Origin of the sequence: Pseudomonas sp. S3E17 (assembly GCF_024168685.1) — a bacterium.
GTDB lineage: Bacteria > Pseudomonadota > Gammaproteobacteria > Pseudomonadales > Pseudomonadaceae > Aquipseudomonas > Aquipseudomonas marginalis.
Genome location: NZ_JALJWE010000001.1, coordinates 802,743 through 827,853 on the forward strand (window position 1 = coordinate 802,743; position 25,111 = coordinate 827,853).

Genomic DNA, 25,111 nt, shown 5'->3' on the forward strand with positions numbered 1-25,111 from the left:
TGACGAGGCTCGTCAGCTGCTACGGGTATGTGTCGGTCAGTTACGGCGACCCAGCAGCAGGCCAACCACCAGGCCAAAGCCCGCGGAGATCGCCACGGTCTGCCATGGATGGCCACCGATATAGGTTTCGGTGGCATCGACCACCGGCTTGCTGCGCTCGCGCACGTTGGATACCGAGTCCAGTGCCTGCTTGAGTTTGATGGCGACCTGTTCGCGCAGGGTTTCGCCTTCTTCGCCCACCAGGGCAGCGCTGCTTTTGAGCAGCTTGTCCGATTCTTCGATCAGGGCCGTCAGTTCACTGAATGCTTGATCCTTGATTTGATCTTCAACAGCTTGGGCGGCAGTTTTGCGGGCCATGGGTGTGACTCCTTGCAGGTGAATGTGACAGTGAACAATGGAGTGCCGGGCGGTGGCAAAAGTTGCAGTTTTTTTGCCGGGTCGGCACTGGCGAACGAAATCCGAATCCGGAAAATTCGGCCTACAGTGTAAGATGTCGTCTATTTGTGCAGCAGGTATTTCAACATGAGCTTCAATCTCGCCAACAAGACCCTCGCCGAACGCGCCGAGCTGGAAGATGAAAAGTCCCGCCTCTACGACCTGTGGCAAACCAACCTGGGCAAGGCCAAGGGCGAAGCCGCGCGGTTGTTCGGTGAGCGCGCCAAGCGCAAGGGCAAGTGGGCCGAATGGGTCCGCGCCGAACTGGACGGCATGTCGCCGCCTGAGTTTTCCAACATGGTGCGCAGCGAAGTCAACAAGTTGATGGCGGCGGCGAAGTAAAACCGGCGGCAATCGCTTCGCGTACTTTAAGCAACATCGGATCAAGCTGGGCCTGGGTGCGCCAACCCAGTTCCACCGGGTAGCGCGGCAGCGCCAGCGGGCAGGGCAGGACCCGTAGGCCGGTCATCTCGGCAATGGCCTGCGCCGCATGCCCGGGAATGGTCGCCACCGCCTGGCTGCCCTTGAGCAGAAACGGCAGTGCGGCAAAATGACTGGTCGAGGCGCACACCTGGCGGCTCAGGCCTTGCGCCGCCAGCCCTTCGTCGGTGATGCCGATGAACCCGCCTGACGACACCAGCACATGCTCGCGGGTAACAAATTCATCCAGGCTGAGGCTTTCCTGGCCCGGCGCCAAACTGTGTGGGTCCACGACGCAGCGATAATCCCCCTCTCCCAGTACCTGCCGACTCAACCGGCTTTGCGCAAAGCCGCCTGCGGTAATCGCCAGGTCCAGGCTGCGGTCGAGCAGGGCGCCGGCGACGATCTGGCTGTGGGTCTGGCGAAAGATCACCCGCAGCTTCGGCAGGCGCTGTGCGATGGCGTCCATCAGCGGACGGCCATAGGCAATCTCGAAATCGTCGGACAGGCCCACCACCACCGAGCGGCCTTGATAGTTCGGGTTGTCCGGATTGACCATCGCCAGGCTTTGCCGACAACGCTCCAGCGCCTCGCTGATCACCGGTTTCAATTGGTTGGCCCGCAGCGTCGGCGCCAGGCCACGGCCGGTACGCACAAACAGTTGGTCACCATAGACGTCGCGCAGACGTCGCAGGCCTGCACTGATGGCCGACTGCGTGACACCCAGGCGCAACGCCGCGCGGCTGGCGCTGGACTCATCGTGGAGGGCTTCGAAGGTTTTCAGCAGGTTCAGGTCGACCTGGGCGATATTCATCTGGCTCATATCATTCAGCACTGAGGTGGTCTTTATTCATGATCGAGCCTGGCGAGAGAATGGGCAACCCCCCTTATCTGGAGTGATCGTGATGCCCGTTTCTACTGTGGCGGCCCTGCAAATCGGTTCCCTGCCTGGCGGCAAGGCCGACACCCTGGCGCAAATCCTCGCCTATGAAGACGAAATCTTGCGCAGCGGCGCGCAATTAGTGGTGATGCCCGAAGCGCTGCTCGGCGGCTATCCCAAGGGTGAAGGATTCGGCACCCAATTGGGCTATCGCCTGCCCGAAGGCCGCGAAGCCTTTGCCCGCTATTTTGCCAACGCCATCGATGTGCCGGGCGCCGAGACCGAGGCCCTGGCCGGCCTGTCGGCACGTACCGGCGCCAGCCTGGTGCTGGGTGTGATCGAGCGCAGTGGCAGCAGCCTGTATTGCACCGTGCTGTATGTCGAACCCACGGGCGGCCTGGTGGCTAAGCACCGCAAACTGATGCCCACCGGCACCGAACGGCTGATCTGGGGCAAGGGCGACGGCTCGACCTTGCCGGTGATCGACGCGGCGGCAGGACGCATCGGCGGTGCGGTGTGCTGGGAAAACATGATGCCGCTGCTGCGCACCGCGATGTACGCCAAGGGCGTCGAGGTATGGTGCGCGCCAACGGTGGATGAGCGCGAGATGTGGCAGGTGAGCATGCGCCATGTGGCGCATGAAGGGCGCTGCTTTGTGGTCAGTGCGTGCCAGGTGCAGGCCTCGCCCCAGGCACTGGGCATCGAGGTCGCCAACTGGCCTGCAGAACGCCCGTTGATCGCCGGCGGCAGCGTGATTGTCGGCCCAATGGGCGACATCCTGGCCGGGCCGTTGCTGGGGGAGGCCGGGCTGCTGACGGCGCAGATCGACACCGATGACCTGGTACGCGCACGGTATGACTATGACGTGGTGGGGCATTACGCCCGGCCGGATGTGTTCGAGCTGGTGGTGGATGAGCGGGCCAAGCCAGGCGTGCGCTATATCACTGACTGATAGGCGGCCGCATTCACACTGAAGTCTTGAGTCCTGCATGAATAATTTCAGGCGAGCGCATTCTTGTGGTGAGCGGGCTTGTCCCGCGCTGGGCTGCGCAGCAGCCCCAAAACCAGGCGCAGAGGAGTGTCTGATACACCACATTTGTCTTCATCAGGGGCGCTTCGCACCCCAACGCGGGCGGTGCGACGATTCGACAAGCCCGCTTGCCACAGAGGTCCCGGTTTGCTGCGCGCCAGTGCTACGTCGAAGAGGGAGTGGGACCTCCCACCTTTGGGGCTCAGCGTTTAGAGGATTGGTTTTCCAGCCATTCCTCGCGGGTCATTTCCCAGATATCCCGTGGGAAAGTACCTGCCACAAACTCACCTTCATCCGTCCTGATCAAACGCATGCCTGTACGTTCGGAAATACGCCGCGAGCCCAGGTTGGGTGCGGCCTTGGGCACCCGCAGCACAGGGCGCTTGAGCACGCCGAACCAGTAGTCGGTCACCGCCGCGCTGGCTTCGGCCATCAACCCTTGCCCCTGCCATTGCGGCCCCAGCCAGAACCCGCGGTTGTTATCCTGCTCGTCCATCAAGCTGACGTTACCAATCAACTGTCCAGGCGCGCTTTTCAGGCGCAGGGACCAATGCCATTCCTCGCCACGGGCCATGGCGGGCAGGGCGATGTGCTCCAGGTAGGTGCGCGCGCCGTCGGCCGGGTAGGGCCACGGCACCAGGGCGTTGAGGTAACGCACCACGTCCCAATGCGCGAATTGCTGCTGGATCCCTTCGGCATCGTCCAGGGTCAGCGGGCGCAGGATCAGGCGTTCGGTAAAGAGTGTCGGTTGCATGGTGTCGTTACCAGGTCGCGGTATTCGGCAAGTCCAGCGTGCCACGGTCCACAAAGCGCATCGTGCCGAACAGCCCGCCCGCCAGTTTGCCCCGCAGCACGTAGGGCAGGTTGTTCAAGCTCTGGGTCTGGCTCAGGCCCAAGGTCTGGCGCAGTACGGAAAACGCCGAAACACTCACCGGCACCATCAGCACGGTCTCGGAAAAACGCGGGATGCTGCCGCGCTGGTCACTCACCCCCGATGCCAGCGGCCGACCATTGACCTCCAGATCCAGGGCCACGCCGTTGTAGTCGATCGCCGTTTCATTGGGGTTCTGCACCCGCAGTTTCACGGCGAAGCGCACTTCCAGGTCCTGGCTTTGCAGCGGCTCGATGCCCACCACATTGATATTCACCGGGTCGCGGTTGGGGAACAGCGCACAGGCGCTCAAGCTCAGCAGTAGCAGCGATAGAACCATGAGCCTGCGCATGCAAAGGGTGCTCCTATTTCGTGACGTCCGGGTCCTGCATCACTTTGAGGGTAGAGGACTCCGGATCAAATTCATCTTCTTCCAGCTCTATGAACGCTTCCGGCAGGAAAATGTTCAGCAGGATTGCACAGAACGCGCCCACGGTGATCGGCGATTCGAAGATGTTGTGCAGCGCCTTGGGCAGGTCGCGCAACACTTCCGGCACGGCGGCCACGCCCAGGCCCATGCCCAGGGAGATCGCCACGATCAGCACATTGCGGCGGTGCAGCCCGGCTTCGGCGAGGATCTTGATGCCGGCCACGGCGACGGTGCCGAACATGATCAGGGTCGCGCCGCCCAGCACCGGCTTGGGCATCAGTTGCAGCACCGCGCCGATCATCGGGAACAGCCCCAACAGCACCAGCAGGCCGGCAATGAAGTACGCCACGTAGCGGCTGGCCACGCCGGTCAACTGGATCACGCCGTTGTTCTGGGCGAACGTCACCATCGGCAGGCTGTTGAAAGTTGCCGCCATCGCCGAGTTGAGGCCGTCGGCCAACAGGCCCGACTTGATGCGCTTGATGTACAGCGGGCCCTTGACCGGCTGTTGGGAAATCATCGAGTTGGCCGTCAGGTCACCGGCTGCTTCCAGGGGCGAAATCAGGAAAATCACCGCCACCGGGATAAACGCCACCCAGTCGAACGAGAAACCGTACTTGAACGGCACCGGCACGCTGATCAGCGGCACCTGGGGCAATGCCGCCATATCGACGCGGCCCAGGTACCAGGCCACCACAAAGCCCAGGGCCAGGCCGATCACGATCGAACCCAGGCGCAGGAACGGGTTATTGAAGCGGTTGAGCACCACGATGGTCAGCAGCACCAGGGCCGCCAGGCCCATGTTGCTCGCCGCGCCCAGGTCGCTGGCGCCAAAGCCGCCGGCCATGTCGGTAACGGCCACCTTGATCAGCGACAGGCCCATCAGGGTAATGATGGTGCCGGTCACCACCGGGGTGATCAGTTTACGCAGCTTGCCGATGAACTGGCTGAGCACCACTTCGATAAACGCCGCGAAAAAGCAGATGCCAAAGATCGTCGAGAGGATCTCATCGGTGCCGCCGCCCCGGGCCTTGACCATGAACCCTGCGCTGAGAATCACGCTGATAAACGAGAAACTGGTGCCTTGCAGGCACAGCAGCCCCGAACCGATAGGGCCGAACGTGCGCGCCTGCACAAAGGTGCCGAGCCCCGACACAAACAGCGCCATGCTCACCAGATAGGGCACTTCGCTTTCCAGGCCGAGCACACCACCGACGATCAGCGTCGGGGTGATGATGCCGACAAAACTGGCCAGCACGTGCTGCAGCGCGGCAAATATCGCCGCACTGAAATGCGGGCGGTCCTCCAGGCCGTAGATCAGGTCGGATTTATAGCGGGGGCGGGGGGCTTGAGCGTCAGACAAAATGAGGGCTCGGGTCAGAAAATGGAGGCGCAGGATGCCAGAAACGGCCCAGCGTCAGAAGTGTAAAAAAATATTTATAAAGACCCTGCATAAAACCCCGATTCCTGCCGATACTGCTTATAGGCCCATCTATCAAAAACAACAGTGATGGCCGGTGTCAGGCAGTGCGTTGACGCTGGCTGATCGTTTCGTGGCATGGACGCGCGCCGCCACTCTATTTCGAGATCGCCCTTATGTCGCTCCGTCACCTGAATATCGCCCCTCGCGCTTCCCTCGGTTTCGCCTTCATCGCCCTGTTAGTGGTGGTGTTGGGTGGGTTTGCGGCCAACCGCATGACGTTGATCCGCCAGGCCTCGGTGGACATGAGCAGCAACCAGCTGCCCAGCGTGACGTACCTGGGCCAGATGACGGAGAACGTCCTGCGCATGCGTATCCTGTCATTTCGGGTGCTGGTCAACCGCGAGCCGGCCGGCCTGCAGGAAGCCGAAACCCGTATCGGCGTGCTGGTCGACAAGGTCAAGACGGCCCAGGCCGGCTACGCGGCATTACCCGCCGGTACGGAGGAAGCGGCGTTGTACAAGACGTTTGTCAGCACCCTGGATAACTACTTCAAGGCCCAGGCGGACATGCTGGCGCTGTCCAAGCAAGGCGACGTCGAGCAGATGCGTACCCTGATCAATACCCGGATCAAGGAAGGCACCGATCAGATGGGCGAGCAGTTGAACAAGCTGATTGCGATCAATGCCGCCAACGCCAAGCAAGCCAGCGACGCGGCAGGGCACAGTTACACCAGCGCCATCACCGGGATTATCGTGGTCTCGGTCAGTGCTGCACTACTGACGGTGCTGCTGGCCTGGCTGCTGACCCGCAGCATTGTCACGCCGTTGCGCAAAGCCGTTCAGGTGGCTGAAACCATCGCCGGTGGCAACCTGACCAGCGTCGTTGAAGATAATGGCAACGATGAACCCGCGCGCCTGATCAACGCCCTGTCGACCATGCAAACCAACCTGCGCCAGACTATCCAGCACATTGCCGGTTCGGCCACGCAGCTGGCCTCGGCGGCGACAGAGTTGAGCGCCGTGACCGAGGAAGCGTCCCGGGGCCTGCAGCAACAGAACAATGAAATCGACCAGGCCGCCACGGCGGTCAACGAGATGACCGCGGCGGTGGAAGAAGTGGCGCGCAATGCGGTGTCCACCTCCGAGGCCTCCAACCAGTCCAACCAGGCCGCGCGGTCGGGTCGCGACCGGGTGATGGAGACCGTCGGCGCGATCCAGACCATGACCCAGGACGTCCAAAACACTGCCGCGATGATCGAAGGCCTGGCCACCCAGGGCCGTGACATCGGCAAAGTACTGGACGTGATCCGCGCGATTGCCGAGCAGACCAACCTGCTGGCGCTCAACGCCGCCATCGAAGCGGCCCGCGCCGGTGAAGCCGGACGTGGCTTTGCGGTGGTCGCGGATGAGGTGCGGGCCCTGGCCCATCGCACGGCGCAGTCGACCCAGGAAATCGAGAAGATGGTCGCCGGCATCCAGAACGGTACCGGTGAAGCGGTGCAGTCGATGCAACAGAGCAACCAGCGCACCCAGGACACCCTGGAAATGGCCCGCGCCGCCGGCGTGGCCCTGGAGCAGATCACCCAGTCCATCAGCCTGATCAACGAACGCAACCTGGTGATCGCCAGCGCGTCGGAAGAACAGGCCCAGGTCTCCCGCGAAGTGGACCGCAACCTGGTCAACATCCGCGACCTGGCGACCCAGTCGGCGGCGGGGGCCAACCAGACCAGCGCGGCCAGCCACGAGCTGTCGCGTCTGGCGGTGGATTTGAATGGGATGGTGGCGAGGTTCGTTATCTGACCCACTTTTTGCAATGCAATCAAATGTGGGAGGGGGCAAGCCCCCTCCCACATGTGTTCTGTGTGGTGTCAGAAGCTATTGCTTCCAGGCCCCTGGGTTCACCAGATTCTTGGGTTTTTCACCCGCCAACGCCTGCAACAGATTATCCACCGCACACTTGGCCATCGCCTCCCGCGTCTCATGGGTCGCCGAGCCGATATGCGGCGTCGCCACCACGTTGTTCAGACGCAGCAACGGTGAGCCGTGATCAAGCGGTTCCTTTTCGAACACGTCCAACCCCGCCGCCCGAATCGTACGTTGCTGCAAGGCCTCGACCAACGCCGCCTCGTCCACCACCTTGCCCCGCGAGATATTGATAAAGATCGTCTCCGGACCCATCAGAGCAAACTGCTCGGCGCCGATCAGCTTTTCGGTTTCAGCCGTGAGCGGCAAGGTCAGGCAGACAAAATCGGCCTGTTGCAGCAAGTCGTTGAGGCTGCGGTACTGCGCGCCAAAGCGCTGTTCCACCGCCGGCTTGGGCGAATGGCTGTGGTAGATCACCGGCATGCCAAAACCGAAATGCCCGCGCTGGGCCAAGGCTTCGCCAATGCGGCCCATGCCGATGATGCCCAGGGTCTTGCCATGCACGTCGCTGCCGAAGTGTGACGGGCCGATATTCTTGTTCCACTGGCCGGCGCGCACCATGTCGGCCAGCTCCACCACACGCCGGGCAGTGGCCAGGATCAGCGCGAAGCCGGTGTCGGCGGTGGTTTCGGTGAGCACGTCCGGGGTGTTGCTGAGCAGGATGCCGCGCCGGGTCAGGTAGTCGATAGCGTAGTTGTCGACCCCCACGGATACGCTGGCCACGGCCTCCAGTTGCGGTGCGAGGTCGAGCAACCCGGCATCCAGGCGCAGGCTGGCACCCAGCAGGCCGTGGGCGGTAGGCAGTGCATCGCGCAGCTTGGCCAGGCCGGTCTCGTCCAGTGCGTCTATCAGGGTGACGTCGCACTGTTCATGCAGGCGCGCCATCAACGGTGCGGAGAGCTTCTTGTACAGAACCACAGACTTTTTCATGGGGTTTTCACCTTCAATTCGAGGGTCGAGATGGGCGCGCGTTCACGGTCACTGGCGCCGGGCTTGAGGAAAATCGTCAGCACCACCGACAGCATCAGCGCGCCGCTCATCAGCAGGTACGAGGCGCCGGGCGAGCCGGTGCTGCTATTGAGGTAACCCACCAGGTAGGAGCCGCCGAACGAGCCGAGGGCGCCCATGCTGTTGATCAGCGCCATGGCGCCACCGGCGACGTTGGCGGGGAGGATTTCCGGGACGATGGCAAAAAACGGCCCGTACGGCGCATACATGCAGGCTCCGGCAATGACCAGCAGGGTGTAGGACCACCAGAAATGTTCGGCGCCCAGGGCGTAGGAAGCGTAGAACGCGATGGAGGCAATCAGCAGCGGCGGCCACACGAAGCGCTTGCGTTTTTGCAGTTTGTCCGAGCCCCAGGACACCGCCAGCATGGCGATCACGGCGGCGAGATAGGGCAGGGCCGAGAGCCAGCCGGCTTCGACCATGTCCATCTGCAGGCCTTTCTTGAGGATCGACGGCAGCCACAAGACGAAGCCGTACACGCCGATGCTCCAGCAGAAAAACTGCAGCGCCAGGATGATCACCTTGGGCGAGCGGAACGCTTCGGCGTAATTTTTCACCGCCTTGATGCCGACCTGTTCGGCGGCCAGCGCGCTTTCCAGGTCTTTTTTGTGCTGCTCGCTCAGCCACTTGGCGTCTGCGGGTTTTTCATCCGCCAGCTTCCACCAGATAAATGCCCACAGCACCGCCGGCAGGCCTTCGATGATAAACATCCAGCGCCAGCTGAAATGCTGCACCAGGTAGCCGGACACCACCGACATCCACAGCATGGTCACCGGGTTGCCGAGGATCAGGAAGGTATTGGCCCGCGAGCGCTCGGCACGGGTGAACCAGTGGCACAGGTACACCAGCATGGCCGGCATCACGGCGGCCTCGACCACGCCGAGCATGAAGCGAATGACGATCAGCATGTAGGCGTTGGACACCACGCCGGTCAGGGTGGCCAGCCCGCCCCAGAGGATCAGGCTGACGAAAATCAGATTCTTGACGCTGCGCTTTTGCGCGTAGATCGCACCCGGCACCTGGAAGAAGAAGTAGCCAAGAAAAAACAGTGCACCCAGCAATGACGACATGCCGGGGGTGATCATCAGATCCTCGGCCATCCCGGAGGCGGCGGCAAAACCGTAGTTGGCGCGGTCCAGGTACGCCAGGCTGTAGGTGATAAAGACGATGGGCATGATGTACCACCAACGGCGGGTGGCGAGTTTCACGGTGTCCATAAGGTTGCTCCTGAGCTTGTTGTAGTTGTGGCAACAGGGTGTGGGTCAAGCGACGGATCGGGTGGGTAATTCAGAGCGGGTGGGCAAGCCTTCCATATCGCCGCGACTTTGCACGGCGCGGCTGCCGATCCAGTTACCGCGCTGCACCGCCTCGGGGAAGCTGAGGTTTTCCAGCAGGGCGCTGATCATGCCCACCGCAAAGCCGTCGCCGGCGCCAACGGTGTCCACCACCTTGTCCACGCGCACGGCGGCGACAAAGCCCTGGTCCAGTTGGGTGCGGAAGTAGGCGCCGTCCGGGCCGAGCTTGATCGCCACGGCTTCGGCGCCCTGGTCGAGGTAGAACGCGGCAATATCCGCCGGGTCGTCGAAACCGGTGAGCAAACGGCCTTCGCCCAGGCCCGGCAGGACCCAGTCGGCGAGGCCGGCGAGGGCGTTGATTTCGCGGATCATCTGCTCCTGGCTGGTCCACAGCGACGGACGCAGGTTTGGGTCGAACGACACGCTGCCACCGGCTTTGCGCATCTGCGTCATCAGCTCTACGGACAGCTCGCGGGTGGCCTCGGACAAGGCCGGCGGAATGCCGGTGGCATGCAGATGGCGGGCCTGCAACAGCGCCGGGCTGATGGCCGCAGTGGACAAATGGCTGGCGGCCGAACCCTTGCGGAAGTACTCCACCTGCGGGTCATCGCCGGCTTCTTCGCGGGACTTGAGTTGAAAGCCGGTGGGGTGCAACGGGTCGACCGCCACGTGCCGGCAATCCAGGCCTTCTTTTTTCAGCGTGTCGACCACAAAACGCCCGAGGGAATCATTGCCTACCCGGCTCAGCCAGGCGACGTTGAAGCCCAGGCGCGACAGGCCGATGGCAACATTGCTGTCGGCGCCGGCAATGCGTTTGTGAAACTGCGCCACCTGGGCCAGGTCGCCGGTCTGCTCGGCGACAAACATCGCCATGGTTTCGCCAAACGAGAGGATATCGATCTCAGACATGGGCATTCTCCCCACGGGGTTGGCCAAGGAGGGCGAGGGCAGCCACCTGTTGCGCGGTGACGTCGACCAGGTCATCGCCCTGCAACGGGAATTCCACCGCCCGTGTAATGCCTTGAGTCATGTGGGTGAGCAGTTGTTCCCACAGATGCAGGTCGGTTGCGCCGGGCGGCAGCGCCACCAGCTTGCCGTCCGCGCGACGGGCCACGGCCTTGCAGTGCAGGTAGTCGACGTGCCGGCCGAGCAGGCGCGCGGCGGTCAGGGCGGATTGGTCCTGCCACTGCCAGTTGCCGATATCGAAGGTCATCTTCACCGGCAGGCCCAGGCGTTCGACTTCAGTGAAGAAGCGCTGCATCGGCTCGATCCGGCCGCCGTGCAGGGTCTGGTCGTTTTCTACCAAGAGCTTGACCGGATGGCGGGCGAGCAGGGCGTGCAGGCTTTCCAGGTCGTTGGTGTCGGTGAAATAACCGAGGGAGACTTTCAGCCAGCGCGCACCAAAGGCCTGGGCACGGTCCAGGGTTGCGTTGAGGTCGGCATTCGGCTGGGCGCGGCCGGCGATCCACAATTCCAGGGGCGATGAGAACACGCACTCCAGGCCTTGCTCGGCGGCAGCCTGGGCCAGTTGTGCAGGTTGCTCGCTGGTCAGCAGTTCTTCGCGCCACTCGATGCGCCGGGCACCGGCGGCGGCCAGCAATCCGACAAAACTCAATTGGCCTTGCTGGCGGACCAGGTCGGCGCCGTAGCTGGAAAGGCTGATGGAAACGGGGTATTTGTGCATTGTTGTTTACCTCTGAAACCGGTTTCATTTTTTCACGTTATAAAGGTTGAATCGACTCTGCTACGTGTAAGGACGCTGGGTCGAACCTCGAATGATCAACTGGGGCAAAAAATCCAGGGTGCGGGTCGGTTCGGTGTCACCGCGCAAGCGCTTGAGCAGGCAGTCGAACGCACTGGCGCCAATCGCTTCGGTGGGTTGGGCGAGGGCGGTGATGCCGTTGCCCACCAGCGGGTACCAGTCCAGGTCATCCAGGGCGATCAGCCCCACGTCGTCGAACAGCTTGCAGTCCAGCGCCTTGAGCGCATGGGTGCAGGCCAGTGTGGCGACGCCGTTGGCACAGAACACCGCCTTGGGGCCGGGTTTGGCAAGAAAGCCTTGCAGGCGTTGTTCCAGCCCGTCATCGAGCGCCAGCACCGCGCCGGTCAGCGCCGGGCGCCGGGCGATTTCGCCCTTGAAGCTGTCCAGGCGTTCCTGCCGTGAACTGGTGCCATCGCAGGCTTCGCTCACCAGCAATACATCGCGGTAACCCTGCTGTTCCAGGTGTTCCACCGCCATGCGCACCGCCGCCGGGTTATCCAGCCCCACCAGGTCGCTGTGCAGCGGCTCGACCTTGCGGTCCACCAGCACCAGGGGCATTTCCCGTTGCAGTTCCAGCAATTGGTCGAGGTGATGGCCGAGGGTGTTCACGATCAGCCCTTCGATGTTGTACGAGCGTAGCGCCGCCAAATGCTGGCGTTCCTGCTCGTCATCGCGGTCGGTGTTGCACACCACCAGGCTGTAGCCGTGCCGGCGGCAGGCGGTTTCGACGCCGTGCATCACGGCAATGGAGTAGGGGTTGCGGATATCGGCCACCAGCATGCCGATCAGGCGCGTGCGGCCACGTTTCAACCCGCGGGCCATCTGGTTGGGGCGGTAGCCGAGCTGTTCGATGGCCTGTTCGATGCGCAGGGCGATGGCATCGGAGAGCAGGTCGCGGTCGTCGCCGATAAAGCGCGACACGCTGGCCTTGGAGACGCCGGCGTGCTGGGCGACGTCGAGCATGGTCACGCGGCTGCGCTGGGCGGCAGAAAAGTTGTTCACGGTCATCGACCTTCTATTTTTATTGGAATGACTGAAACCGGTTTCAGGAAACCACTAAAATAGGAAAGTCGTCAAGAAGCTGTAGGACAAAGATAGATGATCGGTGTGTTCAGACGATCATGCCCAACCACGTCGCCGCCAACAACAGCAGGGCCATGCTTCGGTTGACACGCTGCATGGCCTTGGGCGAACGAAACACCCGCGCAGACCCCACCCCTAACAGCGCCCAGGTGCCCAGGCAGGGCATCGATATCAGGAAAAACACCAGGGACAGGTACACCACCTGGCTTTGGTGCTGCTCGCCCTTACCGGCAAATACGCTGACCACCGCCAACGCCATCATCCACGTCTTGGGGTTGATCAATTGCAGGCTGGCCGCGCCGATCAGACCCAGGGGCTTTTGGCCTGTATCCGCTTCGATGACCTGGGGCGGTGCACGGAAGATCTGCCAGGCCAGGTAACTCAACCAGGCGACGCCGGCCCACTGCATGGCGCTTTGTACCTTGGGCAGGTGTACCAGCGACTGGCCAAACCCGGCCCCCACCAGAAGCACGAGCCCGGCCGCCCCGGTGCAGGCTCCGAGGATGATTGGCAGGGCGGCCTTGAGCCCGTAGCGGGCGCTGTTGCTCAGCACCAGAATGTTAGTGGGGCCGGGTGTGATGGAGGCGACGAAGGCGAACAGCATGAACGGCAGCAAGGTGGACAGCATGGCGGGGCACTCCGGTAAATCAATCGATGGAGTCGATCTTTACAAGCCGGCGCCTTACCTGTCTGGAAGATTTGAGCAGCGCTTGCGGTACGCGGCGGGCGTGAGGCCGTAAGCGCGGATGAACCAGCGGCCCAGATGGCTCTGGTCGGCAAAGCCCAGGGCAATCGCCACGTCTGCCGGTTGTTCGCCCTTGGCCAGCAAATACCGGGCGCGGGCCAGGCGCAGTTGCACCAGGTAGGCGTGGGGCGGCAGGCCGAAGGCGCTCTTGAAGGCGCGGGTCAGGCGAAAGCGGTCGACGCCGCACGTGAAGGCCAGTTCGTCCATGCCCACGTCTTGCTGCAGGTGGGCATGCAGATAGTCCCGCGCCCTATAGGCCACCCGCGGCAAGCGCGGGTCTTCACGGTAGCGGGTGCGCCATTGGAGTTGGGCGGTAAGGCACTCCAGCAATTGGTCCATGGCGCGCTGGCGCACGATGCGCAGTTCGCCGCTGTGCAGGGTCTGGAACGCACGGCTGGTGGCCAGCGCCAGGCGCGGGTCGCTGGTCAAGGTGCTGGTAAACCCCAGTTGACTGTTGAGGGGCGCCTCTTCGAACACCACACTCACTTCCCGCGCCAGCCACTGCGGGTCGAGGTACAGCATGTGGTAGGTAAAGCCGTCCGCCGTGGGGGCGTCGCCGTCATGCAACTCGCCAGGTTCCACCAGGAACACCTGGCCGGGTACGCTGTTGTGGCGGGTGCGGCGGCAGTTGAATTGCTGCACCCCTTGTTCGGTGACGCCGACCAGGTAGCTGTCATGCCAGTGGGGGTCATAGGCGTGACCCTCGAAATGCGCGCGCAGGGTCTCGATGCCGGTGTCGGCGTCCTGGGACAAGTCGATCCAATTGTGCGCGGCCATAAAACACCAGCATGCATGTGTAAGGGTATTAGCGCCTGCCGGCTCCCTGGCGTCTAGAAGGTTTGTGCAGCCTAGCCGAACAGCCCGGCGGCGATGTTGATCGAGAACCCCAGGATCGCCGTATTGAACAGAAAACCGATCAGCGATTGCCCCAGCACCACCTTGCGCATGCCACGGGTGGCGACGCCGACGTCAGAGGTTTGCACCGCCACGCCGATGGTGAAGGAGAAATACAGGAAGTCCCAGTAGTTCGGCGTCAACAGCCCTTCGGCAAACCGCAACGCCGGTTCCTTGCCATTCCAGGTGTAATACAGGCGGGCGTAATGCACGCTGAAAATCACCCCGATCAACAGCCATGAACCGATCACCGTCAGCCCGGTAAACCCGTAGTGCAACAGGCGCTCGGAGGTGGCCAGGTCTTTGCTGCCCACCAGTTCGAAGGTGATGGTGGCCAGGCTCGCGATGGCGGCAATGCACACGGTGAACAGCACCAGCCCGGCGTTTTCGTCCTCGATTTCGGCGATACGCTTCACATCGTCGGCCCTGGCACGGCTGGTCAGCCACAGCATCAGCACGAGGTAAGTCCAGACCCCGGCGTTCCAGCCGATGAGGATTTTGCTGGCGAGGGTGTCGGCCGGTGCCAGGATGCCGACGGCAAGGCCAAGTACGGCGGCGGCGGAGAGGCGCGGGTGGGTGCGGGCGAGGAAGGGCATAGAGGCTCCCCGAGAGAAAGGTGAGCCACTATAGCGTATTCACACAAAAACAGAGTGAGCGCCCTAATACTGTGTGAATGCCGCAGGTAGCGCTCCGAAGCGGTTATTTGGCGGGATGAACTAAGAACTCCAGATTTTCAAATTTGTACCCTGGGTCCACGTCATTAGGTTGAACCTCGAAGTAGCCACTGCCACTCACTGTACTGTTTTGCTTATCATATTCAAATTTGATTTTCCCGCTATGCGCGTATCTGCGCACAGGATCTTCCCCACCTAAATAACGATTAAAGTGAATGGTAGCTTTGTCGGCCACATGACGTTCGGATACTTCAAGTGTCCCTGAAGTCTTCTCATGGACTGGTATGAAAACGACGAGAAAATTTTCATTCCAGTCAGCATCATCGCCCTTCACCGCCAACAAATCACCATCTTGTGATATGTACCGCGTTATCTTGACTTTCGTCGCGCTGAATTTTTTTTTATCTAGCGTGGTGGTGGCGGTCATGCTGCCCTCATATTCGATAATGCTGTCCTTACATTCGGTAAGGCTCCTCTCATATTCATAGTTGTCAGTCGCCATTTTAAAACCCTCTACTTGGTTTTGAATGAGTGACGTAACTGGACCAGCATGGCACTGGCTTATTACGCGCCAGAGCAGCTTAGCGCAACGTTAAACATCTCAAAACTGTCAAATATGACAGTCATGAAATGTGCTTATTCAGACCGAAAAGATATAAGTGATTCAGGACTTGTTGATCGCAACCTTACGTTTTGTCAACTTCATCACCACCACAAAGAACACCGGCACAAACACCACCGCCAGGGTCGCGGTGATCATCCCGCCGATTACCCCGGTACCAATCGCCTGCTGGCTCGCCGAACTGGCACCGGTGGCAATCGCCAGCGGCACCACGCCGAGGATAAACGCCAGCGAGGTCATGATGATCGGGCGCAACCGGAGTCGTGCGGCTTTCAGGGTGGCGTCGATCAGGTCTTCGCCCTGGTCATACAGGTCCTTGGCGAACTCGATGATCAGGATCGCGTTCTTCGCCGACAAACCGATGATGGTGATCAGGCCGACCTTGAAAAACACATCGTTGGGCATGCCCCGCAAGGTCACCGCCAGCACTGCGCCGAGCACGCCCAGCGGCACCACCAGCAGCACCGACGTCGGGATCGACCAGCTTTCATACAGCGCCGCCAGGCACAGGAACACGATCAGCAGCGACAGCCCCAACAGTATGGGCGCCTGTGAGCCGGACAAACGTTCCTGCAGCGACAACCCGGTCCACTCCTGGCCCAGGCCTGCCGGCAATTGGCTGACCAGGCGCTGGATTTCCTCCATCGCCTCGCCGGTGCTGTGGCCGGGTGCGGCCTCGCCGGAAATGGCGATGGCAGGGTAGCCGTTATAGCGCGTCAGTTGCGCCGGGCCCTGGGTCCATTTGGCGACGACAAACGCCGACAGCGGCACCATCGCGCCCGCCTTGTTGCGCACGTGGATCTTCATCAAATCCGCCACCTGGCTGCGCTGGTCGCCTTCGGCCTGCACCACCACGCGCTGCATGCGGCCCTGGTTGGGGAAGTCGTTGACATAGGCCGAACCGATGGCCGAAGACAGCACATTGCCCACATCCGCAAACGAGACGCCCAGCGCGTTGGCCTGCTTGCGGTCGACTTCCAGCTGCACTTGCGGCGCCTCGGCCAGGGCGCTTTCGCGCACGTTGGCCAGGATCGGGCTTTTTCCGGCGGCGTCGAGCAGTTCGGTACGCGCCGCCATCAAGGCTGCATGGCCTACACCGCCGCGGTCCTGCAAGCGGAACTCGAAACCGCTGGAGGTGCCCAGGCCGTCCACCGGGGGCGGCAGGATCGCATAGGCAATCGCGTCCTTGAGTTCGCTGAAGGCCATGTTGGCGCGGTCGGCAATCGAGGCGGCGGAGTCATCGCTGCCGCGTTGCGACCAATCCTTGAGCGTGGTAAACGCCAACGCCGCGTTTTGCCCGGAGCCGGAGAAGCTGAAGCCCATGATCATGGTGGTATCGCCCACCCCAGGCTCGCCGGCGTTGTGCGCCTCGATCTGTTCGGCCACCTGCACCGTGCGGTTCTTGCTCGCACCCGGCGGCAGCTGGATATCGGTGATGGTATAGCCCTGGTCTTCCACCGGCAGGAACGAGGAGGGCAGGCGGCTGAACATCAACCCCAGGCCCACCAGCAGCACCAGGTAGATCAGCAGGTAACGGCCGCTGCGCTTGAGGGCATAGGCGACCCAGCCTTCGTAACGGTCGGTGAGCTGCTCGAAGCGCTTGTTGAACCAGCCGAAGAACCCGCCCTTGGCATGGTGCTCGCCCTTGGCAATCGGTTTGAGCAGCGTGGCGCATAGGGCTGGGGTCAGGGTCAGGGCAAGGAACGCCGAGAACAGGATCGAGGTGGCCATCGACAGCGAGAACTGCTGATAGATCACCCCCACCGAGCCGGCCATGAACGCCATCGGCAGGAACACCGCGACCAGCACCAGGGTAATGCCGACGATGGCGCCCGTGATCTGGCCCATGGCTTTCTTCGTCGCGTCCTTGGGCGACAGGCCCTCGGTGGCCATGATCCGCTCGACGTTCTCCACCACCACGATGGCGTCATCCACCAGGATGCCGATGGCCAGCACCATGCCGAACATGGTCAGCACGTTGATCGAGAAGCCCAGCAACAGCATGGTGGCGAAGGTGCCCATCAGCGCGATCGGCACCACCAGCGTCGGGATCAGGGTGTAGCGCACGTTCTGCAGGAACAGGAACATCACCGCGAACACCAGGGCCATGGCTTCGAGCAGGGTATAGACCACCTTGGTGATCGAGACCTTGACGAACGGCGAGGTGTCGTACGGGATCTTGTATTCCACGTTGGCCGGGAAATAGCGCGACAGCTCGTCCATCTTCGCCCGCACCAGGGTCGCGGTGTTCAGCGCATTGGCCCCCGGCGCCAGTTGCACGCTGACGGCGGTGGACGGCTTGCCGTTCAGGCGCGTGGAAAACTGGTATTCCTGACTGCCCACTTCTACCCGCGCCACATCGCCGATGCGCACGGTGGAGCCGTCCGGGTTGGCCTTGAGCACGATATCGGCGAATTCCGCCGGCGTGGACAGCTGGCCCTTGACCAGGATCGCGGCGGTGATTTCCTGGGTCCTGGTACCCGGCAGATCGCCGATGCTACCGGCCGAGACCTGGGCGTTCTGTGCGCTGATCGCGGCATTCACGTCGGCCGGCGTGAGGTTGAAGCCGATCAGTTTCTGCGGGTCGATCCAGATGCGCATGGCGCGTTCGGCACCATACAGCTGGGCCTTGCCGACCCCGTCCAGGCGCTTGAGTTCGTTCATCACGTTGCGCGCCAGGTAATCGCTGAGCGCCACGTCGTCGAGCTTGCCGTCGCTGGAGGTGAGGGTCACCAGCAGCAGGAAGCCGGCGGAGACTTTCTCCACCTGCAAACCCTGCTGGGTCACGGCCTGGGGCAGGCGCGGCTCCACCGCCTTGAGGCGGTTTTGCACATCGACCTGGGCCATTTCCGGGTTAGTGCCGGGCTGGAACGTGGCGGTAATCGTCGCCGAGCCGAGGCTGCTCTGGGATTCGAAATACAGCAAGTGATCGGCGCCGTTGAGCTCCTGCTCGATCAGGCTGACCACGCTTTCATCCAGGGTCTGGGCCGAGGCGCCCGGGTACACCGCGTAGATTTCCACCTTCGGTGGCGCGACGTTGGGGTACTGGGCCACCGGCAACTGCGGGATGGCCAGCAAGCCGGCCAGCAGGATAAACAGGGCGACCACCCAGGCGAAGATCGGGCGGTCAATAAAGAACTGCGGCATTGTCAAAGATCCTTATTGGCCGGAAGCCTGGGCAACGGGTGTGGGGCTGTCATCGACCTCGACTTTTTCACCGGGGCGCGCGTGCTGCAGGCCTTCGACGACGATACGGTCGCCGGGCTTGAGGCCATGGCTGACCACCCAGCGGTCGTCGATCACCGCACCCAGTTCCACCGGCTGCTGGCTGACGGTCTGCTCGGCGTCGAGCAGCAGCACCATGGGGATGCCGGCGCTGTCGCGGGTGATGGCGCGTTGCGGCACGCTGATGGCCTGTTTGTCGACGGCCTGCTCCAGGCGGACCCGCACGAAGCTGCCGGGCAACAGGTCGAGGTCCGGGTTGGGGAACTCGCTGCGCAGGATGATCTGCCCGGTGCCCGGGTCGACGCTGATCTCGGCGAACAGCAACTTGCCCGGCAACGGGTAGAGGCTGCCATCGTCCTGGATCAACGTGGCCTTGGCCTGGTCCTGGCCGACCTGCTTCAAGCTGCCGGCGCGGAAGGCGCGGCGCAGGTCGTTGAGCTCGCGGGTGGACTGGGTGAGGTCGGCGTGGATCGGGTCCAGTTGCTGGATGATCGCCAGGGGCGTGGCTTCGTTCTGGCCCACCAGTGCCCCTTCGGTCACCAGGGCGCGGCCGATGCGTCCGGAAATCGGCGCGGTCACGGTGGCATAGCCCAGGTTCAACCTGGCGCGCTCGACGGCGGCCTTGTTGGCGGCGACTTCGGCGTTGGTCTGGCGCAGGTTGGCGCGGGCGTTGTCGTAGTCCTGGCCGCTGATGGCATTGCCTTCCACCAGTTGGCTGTAGCGCTGCTCCTGCAGGCGCGCCTGGAACGCATTGGCCTCGGCCTTGCTCAGGTTGGCCTGGGCGCTGTCCAGGTCAGCCTTGAACGGTGCCGGATCGATGCGAAACAACACGTCGCCCTGTTTGACGTCATGGCCTTCCTTGAACACCCGTTGCATCACCACCCCGGCCACCCGTGCGCGCACTTCGGCGATGCGCGGCGCGGCGATGCGTCCGCTCAATTCGCTGGTGATGGAGAGGGGTTTGGCCTCAAGGGTTTCGATGCGCACTTTGGCCAGGGGCATTTGCGGCGCTTCGTCGGCCGATTGGTCACAGGCGCTCAGGGCCAGCGTCAGGGCCAACAGGCAAAATGGCGCAAACAGATTCTTCGACATGCTCTTATCCCAATATTGACTGGCGCATCCTAAAGGCACCTGCGCCGTGGTGCTGTGAAGCTGTGTAGGTCGTCTGTGAAGAAATGTAAGGTGCGGCGCGCGGGGCGCCGAGGGCGTATATCCTTGCACAATCCTGCAACACACCAACAAACCGCATTATTTGGAAACACCATGCCCAACATCCTCCTGGTGGAAGACGACGCCGCACTCTCCGAGCTGATTGCCAGCTACCTGGAACGCAACGGCTACCACGTCAGTGTGCTCAGCCGTGGCGACCACGTCCGCGAACGCGCGCGCCTCAACCCGCCGGACCTGGTGATCCTCGACCTGATGCTACCCGGCCTCGACGGCCTGCAAGTGTGCCGCCTGCTGCGCGCCGATTCGGCGGGCCTGCCGATCCTGATGCTCACCGCCCGCGACGACAGCCACGACCAGGTGCTGGGCCTGGAAATGGGCGCCGACGACTACGTGACCAAACCCTGCGAGCCGCGTGTACTGCTGGCGCGGGTGCGCACCTTGCTGCGGCGCAGCAGTCTGTCCGAGCCCCAGGTGGCCAATGACCAGATCCTGATGGGCAACCTGTGCATCGACCTGTCGGAACGCACCGTGACCTGGCGCGAGCAGGCGGTGGAGTTGTCCAGCGGCGAATACAACCTGCTGGTGGTACTGGCCCGGCATGCCGGCGAAGTCCTCAGCCGCGACCAGATCCTGCAACGCCTGCGCGGTATCGAGTTCAACGGCACCGACCGCTCGGTGGACGTGGCCATTTCCAAGCTGCGGCGCAAGTTCGACGACCACGCCGGTGAAGCGCGCAAGATCAAGACCGTATGGGGCAAAGGCTACCTGTTCAGCCGTTCCGAGTGGGAATGCTGACCGATGTTTCGTGTACTGCTACGCCTTTACCTGATCACCATCATCACCTACAGCGCCGCGATCTTCCTGATTCCCAAGCTGGTGATCCAACTGTTCGAACACCGCTACCTGGACTACAACGTCGAGCAGTCCCGGGGCATGCAGAAGCTGATCGTCAAGCAGTACCTGCGTGCGCCGGTGGAGCGCTGGTCCCAGGTGACCGAGCAACTGGGACGTGACTTCGCCCCCCTCAAAGTGCAATTGCTGTTGCGCCAGGACGCCAGCTACAGTGCACAGGAAGCCAAACTGCTGGAGCAGGGTAAACCCGTGATTCACCTGGGGGAGTGGGGCTGGATGGAGGACATCAGCTCGCCGCTCAACGAGCAGTTCGTGGTCAAGCTCACCGTTCCGCCGGACCCGCTGGACATGAACCTGTTGTACTGGTCGATGAATGTGCTGATCGGCGCCGCGTTGCTGGCCTGCCTGCTGTTCTGGCTGCGCCCGCACTGGCGCGATCTCGAACGCCTGAAAAGCACCGCCACGCAACTGGGCAGGGGCAACCTGGCCGAGCGCACGCACATCCCGGCCAGCTCCAACATCGGCAGCCTGGCGGCGGTGTTCGATACCATGGCCGACGACATCGAACACCTGCTCAACCAACAGCGCGACCTGCTCAACGCGGTCTCCCACGAACTGCGCACGCCCCTTACGCGCCTGGATTTCGGCTTGGCCCTGGCGCTGTCGGAAGACTTGCCGGAGGCCAGTCGCGAGCGCTTGCATGGCCTGGTTGCGCATATTCGCGAGCTGGATGAATTGGTGCTGGAGTTGTTGTCCTACAGCCGTCTGCAAAACCCGGCGCAATTGCCGGAGCGTGTGGAGGTGGTGCTCGATGAGTTTATCGACAGCGTGCTGGGCAGTGTCGATGACGAACTGGAAAACCCCGAGATCGTCATCGATGTAGCACTCGACTGCGCTGTGGAACGCTTCAGCCTCGACCCGCGCCTCACCGCCCGTGCCCTGCAGAACCTGCTGCGCAATGCCACGCGTTACTGCGACAAGCGCATTCAGGTGGGCGTCAAGGTCTGCGCCAAAGGCTGTGAAATCTGGGTGGATGACGATGGCATCGGCATTCCGCTGGACCAGCGCGAGCGTATCTTCGAGCCTTTTTACCGCCTCGACCGCAGCCGCGACCGCGCCACCGGTGGCTTTGGCCTGGGCCTGGCCATCAGCCGGCGAGCCCTCGAGGCCCAAGGCGGCACCCTGAGCGCACTGGCCTCGCCGTTGGGCGGCGCACGGTTCCGGGTGTGGTTGCCCACGGCTGCCGATTAGAAAATCTCCCGGGGAAGGCGCACACTGTGCCCCCGCTTTACCCGAGGAGAGATTGGCAATGACTGGTGTCCACGCGTCTGCTCAACAAGGTTTCTCTACCCAGGCCGCCACCTACGCCCAGGGCCGGCCGAATTATCCCAGGCAACTCACGGGCTGGCTCACGGATGTTCTCGGCGTCGATGGGCACTCACGGGTGATCGACCTGGGCGCCGGCACCGGCAAGTTCACGCGCCTGCTCAGCACCCTGGCACCGACGTTGATCGCCGTCGAACCGGTGCAGGCCATGGGTGCGCAGTTGACCCGGCTGTTGCCGGATGTGCGCCTGGTCAACGGCACCGCCGAAGCCATCCCCCTGGAAACCGCCAGCGCCGACGCCGTGGTCTGCGCGCAAGCCTTTCACTGGTTCTCCACCCAGGCCGCGCTGGCGGAAATCCACCGCGTGCTCAAGCCCGAAGGGCGCCTCGGGCTGGTGTGGAATGTGCGCGATGAGTCGGTGGACTGGGTGGCGGCGATCACTGCGATCATTACGCCCTATGAGGGTGACACCCCGCGTTTTCACTCCGGACGCTGGCGTGAAGCCTTCGACGGCAAGTACTTTTCCGACCCCGAAATGACCTGTTTCCCCTATAGCCACGTCGGCAGCCCCCAGGAAGTGATCATGGATCGCTTCCTCTCCGTGAGCTTTATTGCTGCGTTGCCCGAGGCTGAAAAAGCCCTTGTGAGCGAGCAGTTGCGTGGCTTGATCGCCAGCCATCCGGCCCTGAAGGGCCGCGACACGGTGGCGTTTCCTTATCAGACCCAGGCGTATGTCTGTCGTCGACTGCCATAAAAGGCATAAAGTCAGATCATATTGATATAAGTCGTTATAAGAAAAATCGCTATCCTGCGGCCAGAAATTTATAAGGCCGCGGGTAGCGTTGATGGAAGTGGGTAACTTTGGTTTTGTAATTGCGGGCCTGATCGTTGGTTTTATCGTCGGCATGACCGGTGTAGGCGGGGGCTCGCTGATGACCCCAATCCTGTTGTGGTTCGGCATCAACCCGGCCACGGCCGTAGGCACTGACCTGCTGTACGCGGCCATCACCAAATCCGGTGGCGTGCTGGTCCACAGCAAGAACAAGAACATCGACTGGACCATCACCGGCTGGCTCACCCTGGGCAGCGTGCCTGCGGTGTTGCTGACCCTGTGGTTCCTCGCCAGCCTGCACACCGACCCCAGCGCCATGAACGCAGTGATCAAGCAGGCCCTCGGCGTGGTGCTGCTGCTGACCGCCCTGGCGATCCTGTTCAAGCAACGCCTGCTGGCGTTCGCCCAGCGCCATGCGGGCGATCACTACCATATGAACCCGCGCAACCTGAATGCCCTGACCGTGGTGACCGGGGCGGTGCTGGGGACCATGGTAGCGCTCACCTCCATCGGCGCCGGCGCCCTTGGCACGGTCGCGTTGTTTATCCTCTATCCGTTCCTGGCCACGCGCCGCCTGGTCGGCACCGAGATCGCCCACGCCGTGCCCCTGACCCTGGTGGCGGGCCTGGGCCATGCCGGCATGGGCAATATGGACTGGCACCTGCTGGGCTTTCTGTTGATGGGGTCGCTGCCGGGCATTTACTTCGGCAGCCACATGACCGGCAAGGTCCCGGACGGCGTACTGCGCCCGTGCCTGGCGATCATGTTGATGACCATCGGCTACAAATTGGCCTTTTGAACCCGCCCAGCCTCAGGCTTTCGCCGGGCCATTGCCGATCTGCCACACAAACGGCGGCTCGGTGCCATTGATCACCCAGTCCCCCACGATCCGCGCCTTGTAGATCACCGGGTTGTGCGACGACACGGTCCGCGCATTGCGCCAATGGCGGTCGAGGGACTTGCCCTGGCGCACATCCGACGCCCCCAGGGCGTTGAACAACTCACTGGTGGCGCGCTGGATCAGCTCCGACACCACCACTTGCGCGGTGGCTGACTCGATTTCGGCCGCGACGTTGGCTTCGCGCTCGGCGACTTCATCCCCACCGAACCGTGCCAGGTACGCCCGTTGTGCTGGCACCGCAGCCTTCAACGCGCTGGCTTCGGCGGCGTAGACCAACGCGGCGACTTCGCCCACCACCTGCTGGATCTGGGCATCCTGGCTGACGTGCTGGGCATTGCCATGGCTGTAGATGCGCTTGCGGCTGCGCACCTGGTGGGCCACATCGCGCAACGCGGCACGGCCGATACCGGCGAGGCTGGCCAGCAGGACAAGTTGGTAGAACGCGGTCTGGTATTTGAAGCGGGTTGCAAAGTCGATGACGTTTTCCGCCTCCACCACCGCATCGGTAAAGCGCGAGGTGCCGCTGCCGGTGGTGCGCTGGCCAAAGCCATCCCAGTCATCGCTGTGTTCCACGCCGGGTTGGCGTGCGCGGGTGGCGGCGATCACATCGCCGCCGGTGTCGCTGCGCTGGGCGTACACGTCGATCCAGTCGGAGAAAATACTGCCGGTGCTGTAGAACTTTTCACCGTTGAGTTTCCACCGATCGCCGTCCGGGCTGACCTTGGTGACAACCTCGCCGATGGACACGGTGCCGATTTCGGTCCAGGCGCAGCCGACGATATCGCCGTCGACAAAGCGCTTGAACCACAGGTCGCGGCCGGCACTGGGCGGCGCATTCAGGCGGTCCTCGGCAAAGGCGAAATGCCCGCGCAGGGCCTGGGGCACGTTGGAGTCGGCCTCGGCCAGTTCGATCAGCAGTTCGAACAACTGCGGCAGCGACGCACCGCCACCGCCATATTCCACCGGCACCCGCACCGCACCGAAGCCGGCCTCCTTGAGCCACTGGATCGGCTCATGGGGCAGGGCGCGGGTTTGTTCGCGCTCCACCGCGCCAGCGGCGATGCGCTGGAAAATCGGGCGAAAGCGTGCCGCCAACGTGGGGTAGTCGACGCCGACAGACAACGGGTTGATAACGTGGTGTTCGGTCATGAGCAAGGCTCCGGGGCAGTGATCGGTGCTGGGAGTGATTGCACACTCCGTGCCGGGTGCCAGGCCCAATGTTTACGGGGGGATGCACGCTGTTTACTGTTGCTCCAGCAACAGCAAACCGACAAAGCGTTGCAATCCCTGACATTGGCATTCCAAGCTTCC

General features: G+C 62.7%; 24 protein-coding genes. 7 read left to right on the forward strand and 17 right to left on the reverse strand.

What is annotated here, in order from left to right; translation table 11 throughout:
- Positions 1 to 36 precede the first annotated feature (36 nt).
- Positions 37 to 357, reverse strand: coding sequence for a YqjD family protein (locus tag J3D60_RS03205; protein WP_032887039.1), 321 nt, complete (start codon positions 355 to 357; stop codon positions 37 to 39).
- 165 nt (positions 358 to 522) lie between these two features.
- Between J3D60_RS03205 and J3D60_RS03210 the strand changes: the two genes are divergently transcribed.
- Positions 523 to 777: a hypothetical protein gene (locus J3D60_RS03210; protein WP_003190904.1), complete on the forward strand. Its 255-nt coding sequence runs from the start codon at positions 523 to 525 to the stop codon at positions 775 to 777.
- Here J3D60_RS03210 and J3D60_RS03215 read toward each other — a convergent pair.
- The gene (locus J3D60_RS03215; RefSeq protein ID WP_065941750.1) at positions 749 to 1,669 is read right to left on the reverse strand and encodes a LysR family transcriptional regulator; all 921 of its coding nucleotides are present in this window, start codon (positions 1,667 to 1,669) and stop codon (positions 749 to 751) included. The two genes, J3D60_RS03210 and J3D60_RS03215, sit on opposite strands and share 29 nt — an antisense overlap.
- Before the next feature lie 91 nt (positions 1,670 to 1,760).
- On the opposite strand from J3D60_RS03215, the gene J3D60_RS03220 reads away from it, so the two are divergent.
- The gene (locus J3D60_RS03220) at positions 1,761 to 2,687 is read left to right on the forward strand and encodes a carbon-nitrogen hydrolase family protein (protein ID WP_253489639.1); all 927 of its coding nucleotides are present in this window, start codon (positions 1,761 to 1,763) and stop codon (positions 2,685 to 2,687) included.
- Positions 2,688 to 2,967: 280 nt separating this feature from the next.
- Here J3D60_RS03220 and J3D60_RS03225 read toward each other — a convergent pair whose 3' ends face one another.
- Genes J3D60_RS03225 through J3D60_RS03235 form a run of 3 tightly spaced genes read right to left on the reverse strand, consistent with a single transcriptional unit; the run spans position 2,968 to position 5,429 of the window.
- Positions 2,968 to 3,519, reverse strand: a complete 552-nt coding sequence (locus J3D60_RS03225) for a GNAT family N-acetyltransferase (protein ID WP_092488632.1) — start codon at positions 3,517 to 3,519, stop codon at positions 2,968 to 2,970.
- Positions 3,520 to 3,526: 7 nt separating this feature from the next.
- Complete coding sequence (locus J3D60_RS03230; protein WP_253489642.1) at positions 3,527 to 3,988, reverse strand: LEA type 2 family protein; 462 nt, start codon at positions 3,986 to 3,988, stop codon at positions 3,527 to 3,529.
- Positions 3,989 to 4,001: 13 nt separating this feature from the next.
- A complete protein-coding gene (locus J3D60_RS03235; protein ID WP_027606435.1) occupies positions 4,002 to 5,429 on the reverse strand; it encodes a nucleobase:cation symporter-2 family protein in 1,428 nt (475 codons plus the stop codon).
- Positions 5,430 to 5,662: 233 nt separating this feature from the next.
- Here J3D60_RS03235 and J3D60_RS03240 point away from each other — a divergent pair, with 233 nt between their 5' ends.
- The gene (locus J3D60_RS03240; protein WP_141157544.1) at positions 5,663 to 7,288 is read left to right on the forward strand and encodes a methyl-accepting chemotaxis protein; all 1,626 of its coding nucleotides are present in this window, start codon (positions 5,663 to 5,665) and stop codon (positions 7,286 to 7,288) included.
- A gap of 75 nt (positions 7,289 to 7,363) precedes the next feature.
- Here the strand turns inward: J3D60_RS03240 and J3D60_RS03245 are convergent, their stop codons facing one another.
- The 11 genes from J3D60_RS03245 to J3D60_RS03295 form a co-directional block, all read right to left on the reverse strand.
- Positions 7,364 to 8,341 (reverse strand): D-glycerate dehydrogenase, encoded by a 978-nt coding sequence (locus J3D60_RS03245; RefSeq protein WP_253489646.1) that lies wholly within the window; start codon positions 8,339 to 8,341, stop codon positions 7,364 to 7,366.
- Positions 8,338 to 9,636 (reverse strand): MFS transporter, encoded by a 1,299-nt coding sequence (locus tag J3D60_RS03250; protein ID WP_253489648.1) that lies wholly within the window; start codon positions 9,634 to 9,636, stop codon positions 8,338 to 8,340. The genes J3D60_RS03245 and J3D60_RS03250 overlap by 4 nt, the downstream gene beginning before the upstream one ends.
- Positions 9,637 to 9,681: 45 nt before the next feature.
- Positions 9,682 to 10,623, reverse strand: a complete 942-nt coding sequence (locus J3D60_RS03255) for a sugar kinase (protein ID WP_253489651.1) — start codon at positions 10,621 to 10,623, stop codon at positions 9,682 to 9,684.
- Positions 10,616 to 11,398 (reverse strand): sugar phosphate isomerase/epimerase, encoded by a 783-nt coding sequence (locus J3D60_RS03260; protein WP_253489654.1) that lies wholly within the window; start codon positions 11,396 to 11,398, stop codon positions 10,616 to 10,618. Before J3D60_RS03260 ends, J3D60_RS03255 begins: the two co-directional genes overlap by 8 nt.
- Positions 11,399 to 11,458: 60 nt before the next feature.
- A complete protein-coding gene (locus tag J3D60_RS03265) occupies positions 11,459 to 12,478 on the reverse strand; it encodes a LacI family DNA-binding transcriptional regulator (RefSeq protein ID WP_367399660.1) in 1,020 nt (339 codons plus the stop codon).
- Positions 12,479 to 12,587: 109 nt separating this feature from the next.
- Positions 12,588 to 13,187, reverse strand: a complete 600-nt coding sequence (locus J3D60_RS03270) for a LysE family translocator (RefSeq protein ID WP_253489660.1) — start codon at positions 13,185 to 13,187, stop codon at positions 12,588 to 12,590.
- A 54-nt stretch (positions 13,188 to 13,241) separates the two neighbouring features.
- On the reverse strand, positions 13,242 to 14,081 hold the full coding sequence (locus J3D60_RS03275; protein ID WP_253489663.1) for an AraC family transcriptional regulator: 840 nt from the start codon (positions 14,079 to 14,081) through the stop codon (positions 13,242 to 13,244).
- Positions 14,082 to 14,152: 71 nt separating this feature from the next.
- On the reverse strand, positions 14,153 to 14,794 hold the full coding sequence (locus J3D60_RS03280; protein WP_053135146.1) for a DUF1345 domain-containing protein: 642 nt from the start codon (positions 14,792 to 14,794) through the stop codon (positions 14,153 to 14,155).
- Between the two features lie 103 nt (positions 14,795 to 14,897).
- Positions 14,898 to 15,299 (reverse strand): hypothetical protein, encoded by a 402-nt coding sequence (locus tag J3D60_RS03285; RefSeq protein ID WP_253489666.1) that lies wholly within the window; start codon positions 15,297 to 15,299, stop codon positions 14,898 to 14,900.
- Between the two features lie 237 nt (positions 15,300 to 15,536).
- Positions 15,537 to 18,641 (reverse strand): efflux RND transporter permease subunit, encoded by a 3,105-nt coding sequence (locus tag J3D60_RS03290; RefSeq protein WP_253489680.1) that lies wholly within the window; start codon positions 18,639 to 18,641, stop codon positions 15,537 to 15,539.
- 12 nt (positions 18,642 to 18,653) lie between these two features.
- Positions 18,654 to 19,811 carry an efflux RND transporter periplasmic adaptor subunit gene (locus tag J3D60_RS03295; RefSeq protein ID WP_253489683.1) on the reverse strand — a complete coding sequence of 386 codons (1,158 nt, stop codon included), beginning with the start codon at positions 19,809 to 19,811 and terminating at the stop codon, positions 18,654 to 18,656.
- 171 nt (positions 19,812 to 19,982) lie between these two features.
- On the opposite strand from J3D60_RS03295, the gene J3D60_RS03300 reads away from it, so the two are divergent.
- From J3D60_RS03300 to J3D60_RS03315, 4 genes are all read left to right on the forward strand, one after another.
- Positions 19,983 to 20,684, forward strand: coding sequence for a response regulator transcription factor (locus J3D60_RS03300; protein WP_065906561.1), 702 nt, complete (start codon positions 19,983 to 19,985; stop codon positions 20,682 to 20,684).
- A gap of 3 nt (positions 20,685 to 20,687) precedes the next feature.
- A complete protein-coding gene (locus tag J3D60_RS03305) occupies positions 20,688 to 21,992 on the forward strand; it encodes an ATP-binding protein (RefSeq protein ID WP_253489686.1) in 1,305 nt (434 codons plus the stop codon).
- A 58-nt stretch (positions 21,993 to 22,050) separates the two neighbouring features.
- A complete protein-coding gene (locus J3D60_RS03310; RefSeq protein ID WP_065941258.1) occupies positions 22,051 to 22,821 on the forward strand; it encodes a class I SAM-dependent methyltransferase in 771 nt (256 codons plus the stop codon).
- A 91-nt stretch (positions 22,822 to 22,912) separates the two neighbouring features.
- On the forward strand, positions 22,913 to 23,698 hold the full coding sequence (locus J3D60_RS03315; protein ID WP_027606416.1) for a sulfite exporter TauE/SafE family protein: 786 nt from the start codon (positions 22,913 to 22,915) through the stop codon (positions 23,696 to 23,698).
- A gap of 12 nt (positions 23,699 to 23,710) precedes the next feature.
- On the opposite strand, the gene J3D60_RS03320 is transcribed toward J3D60_RS03315, so the two are convergent.
- A complete protein-coding gene (locus J3D60_RS03320) occupies positions 23,711 to 24,949 on the reverse strand; it encodes an acyl-CoA dehydrogenase family protein (protein WP_253489689.1) in 1,239 nt (412 codons plus the stop codon).
- Positions 24,950 to 25,111 lie beyond the last annotated feature (162 nt).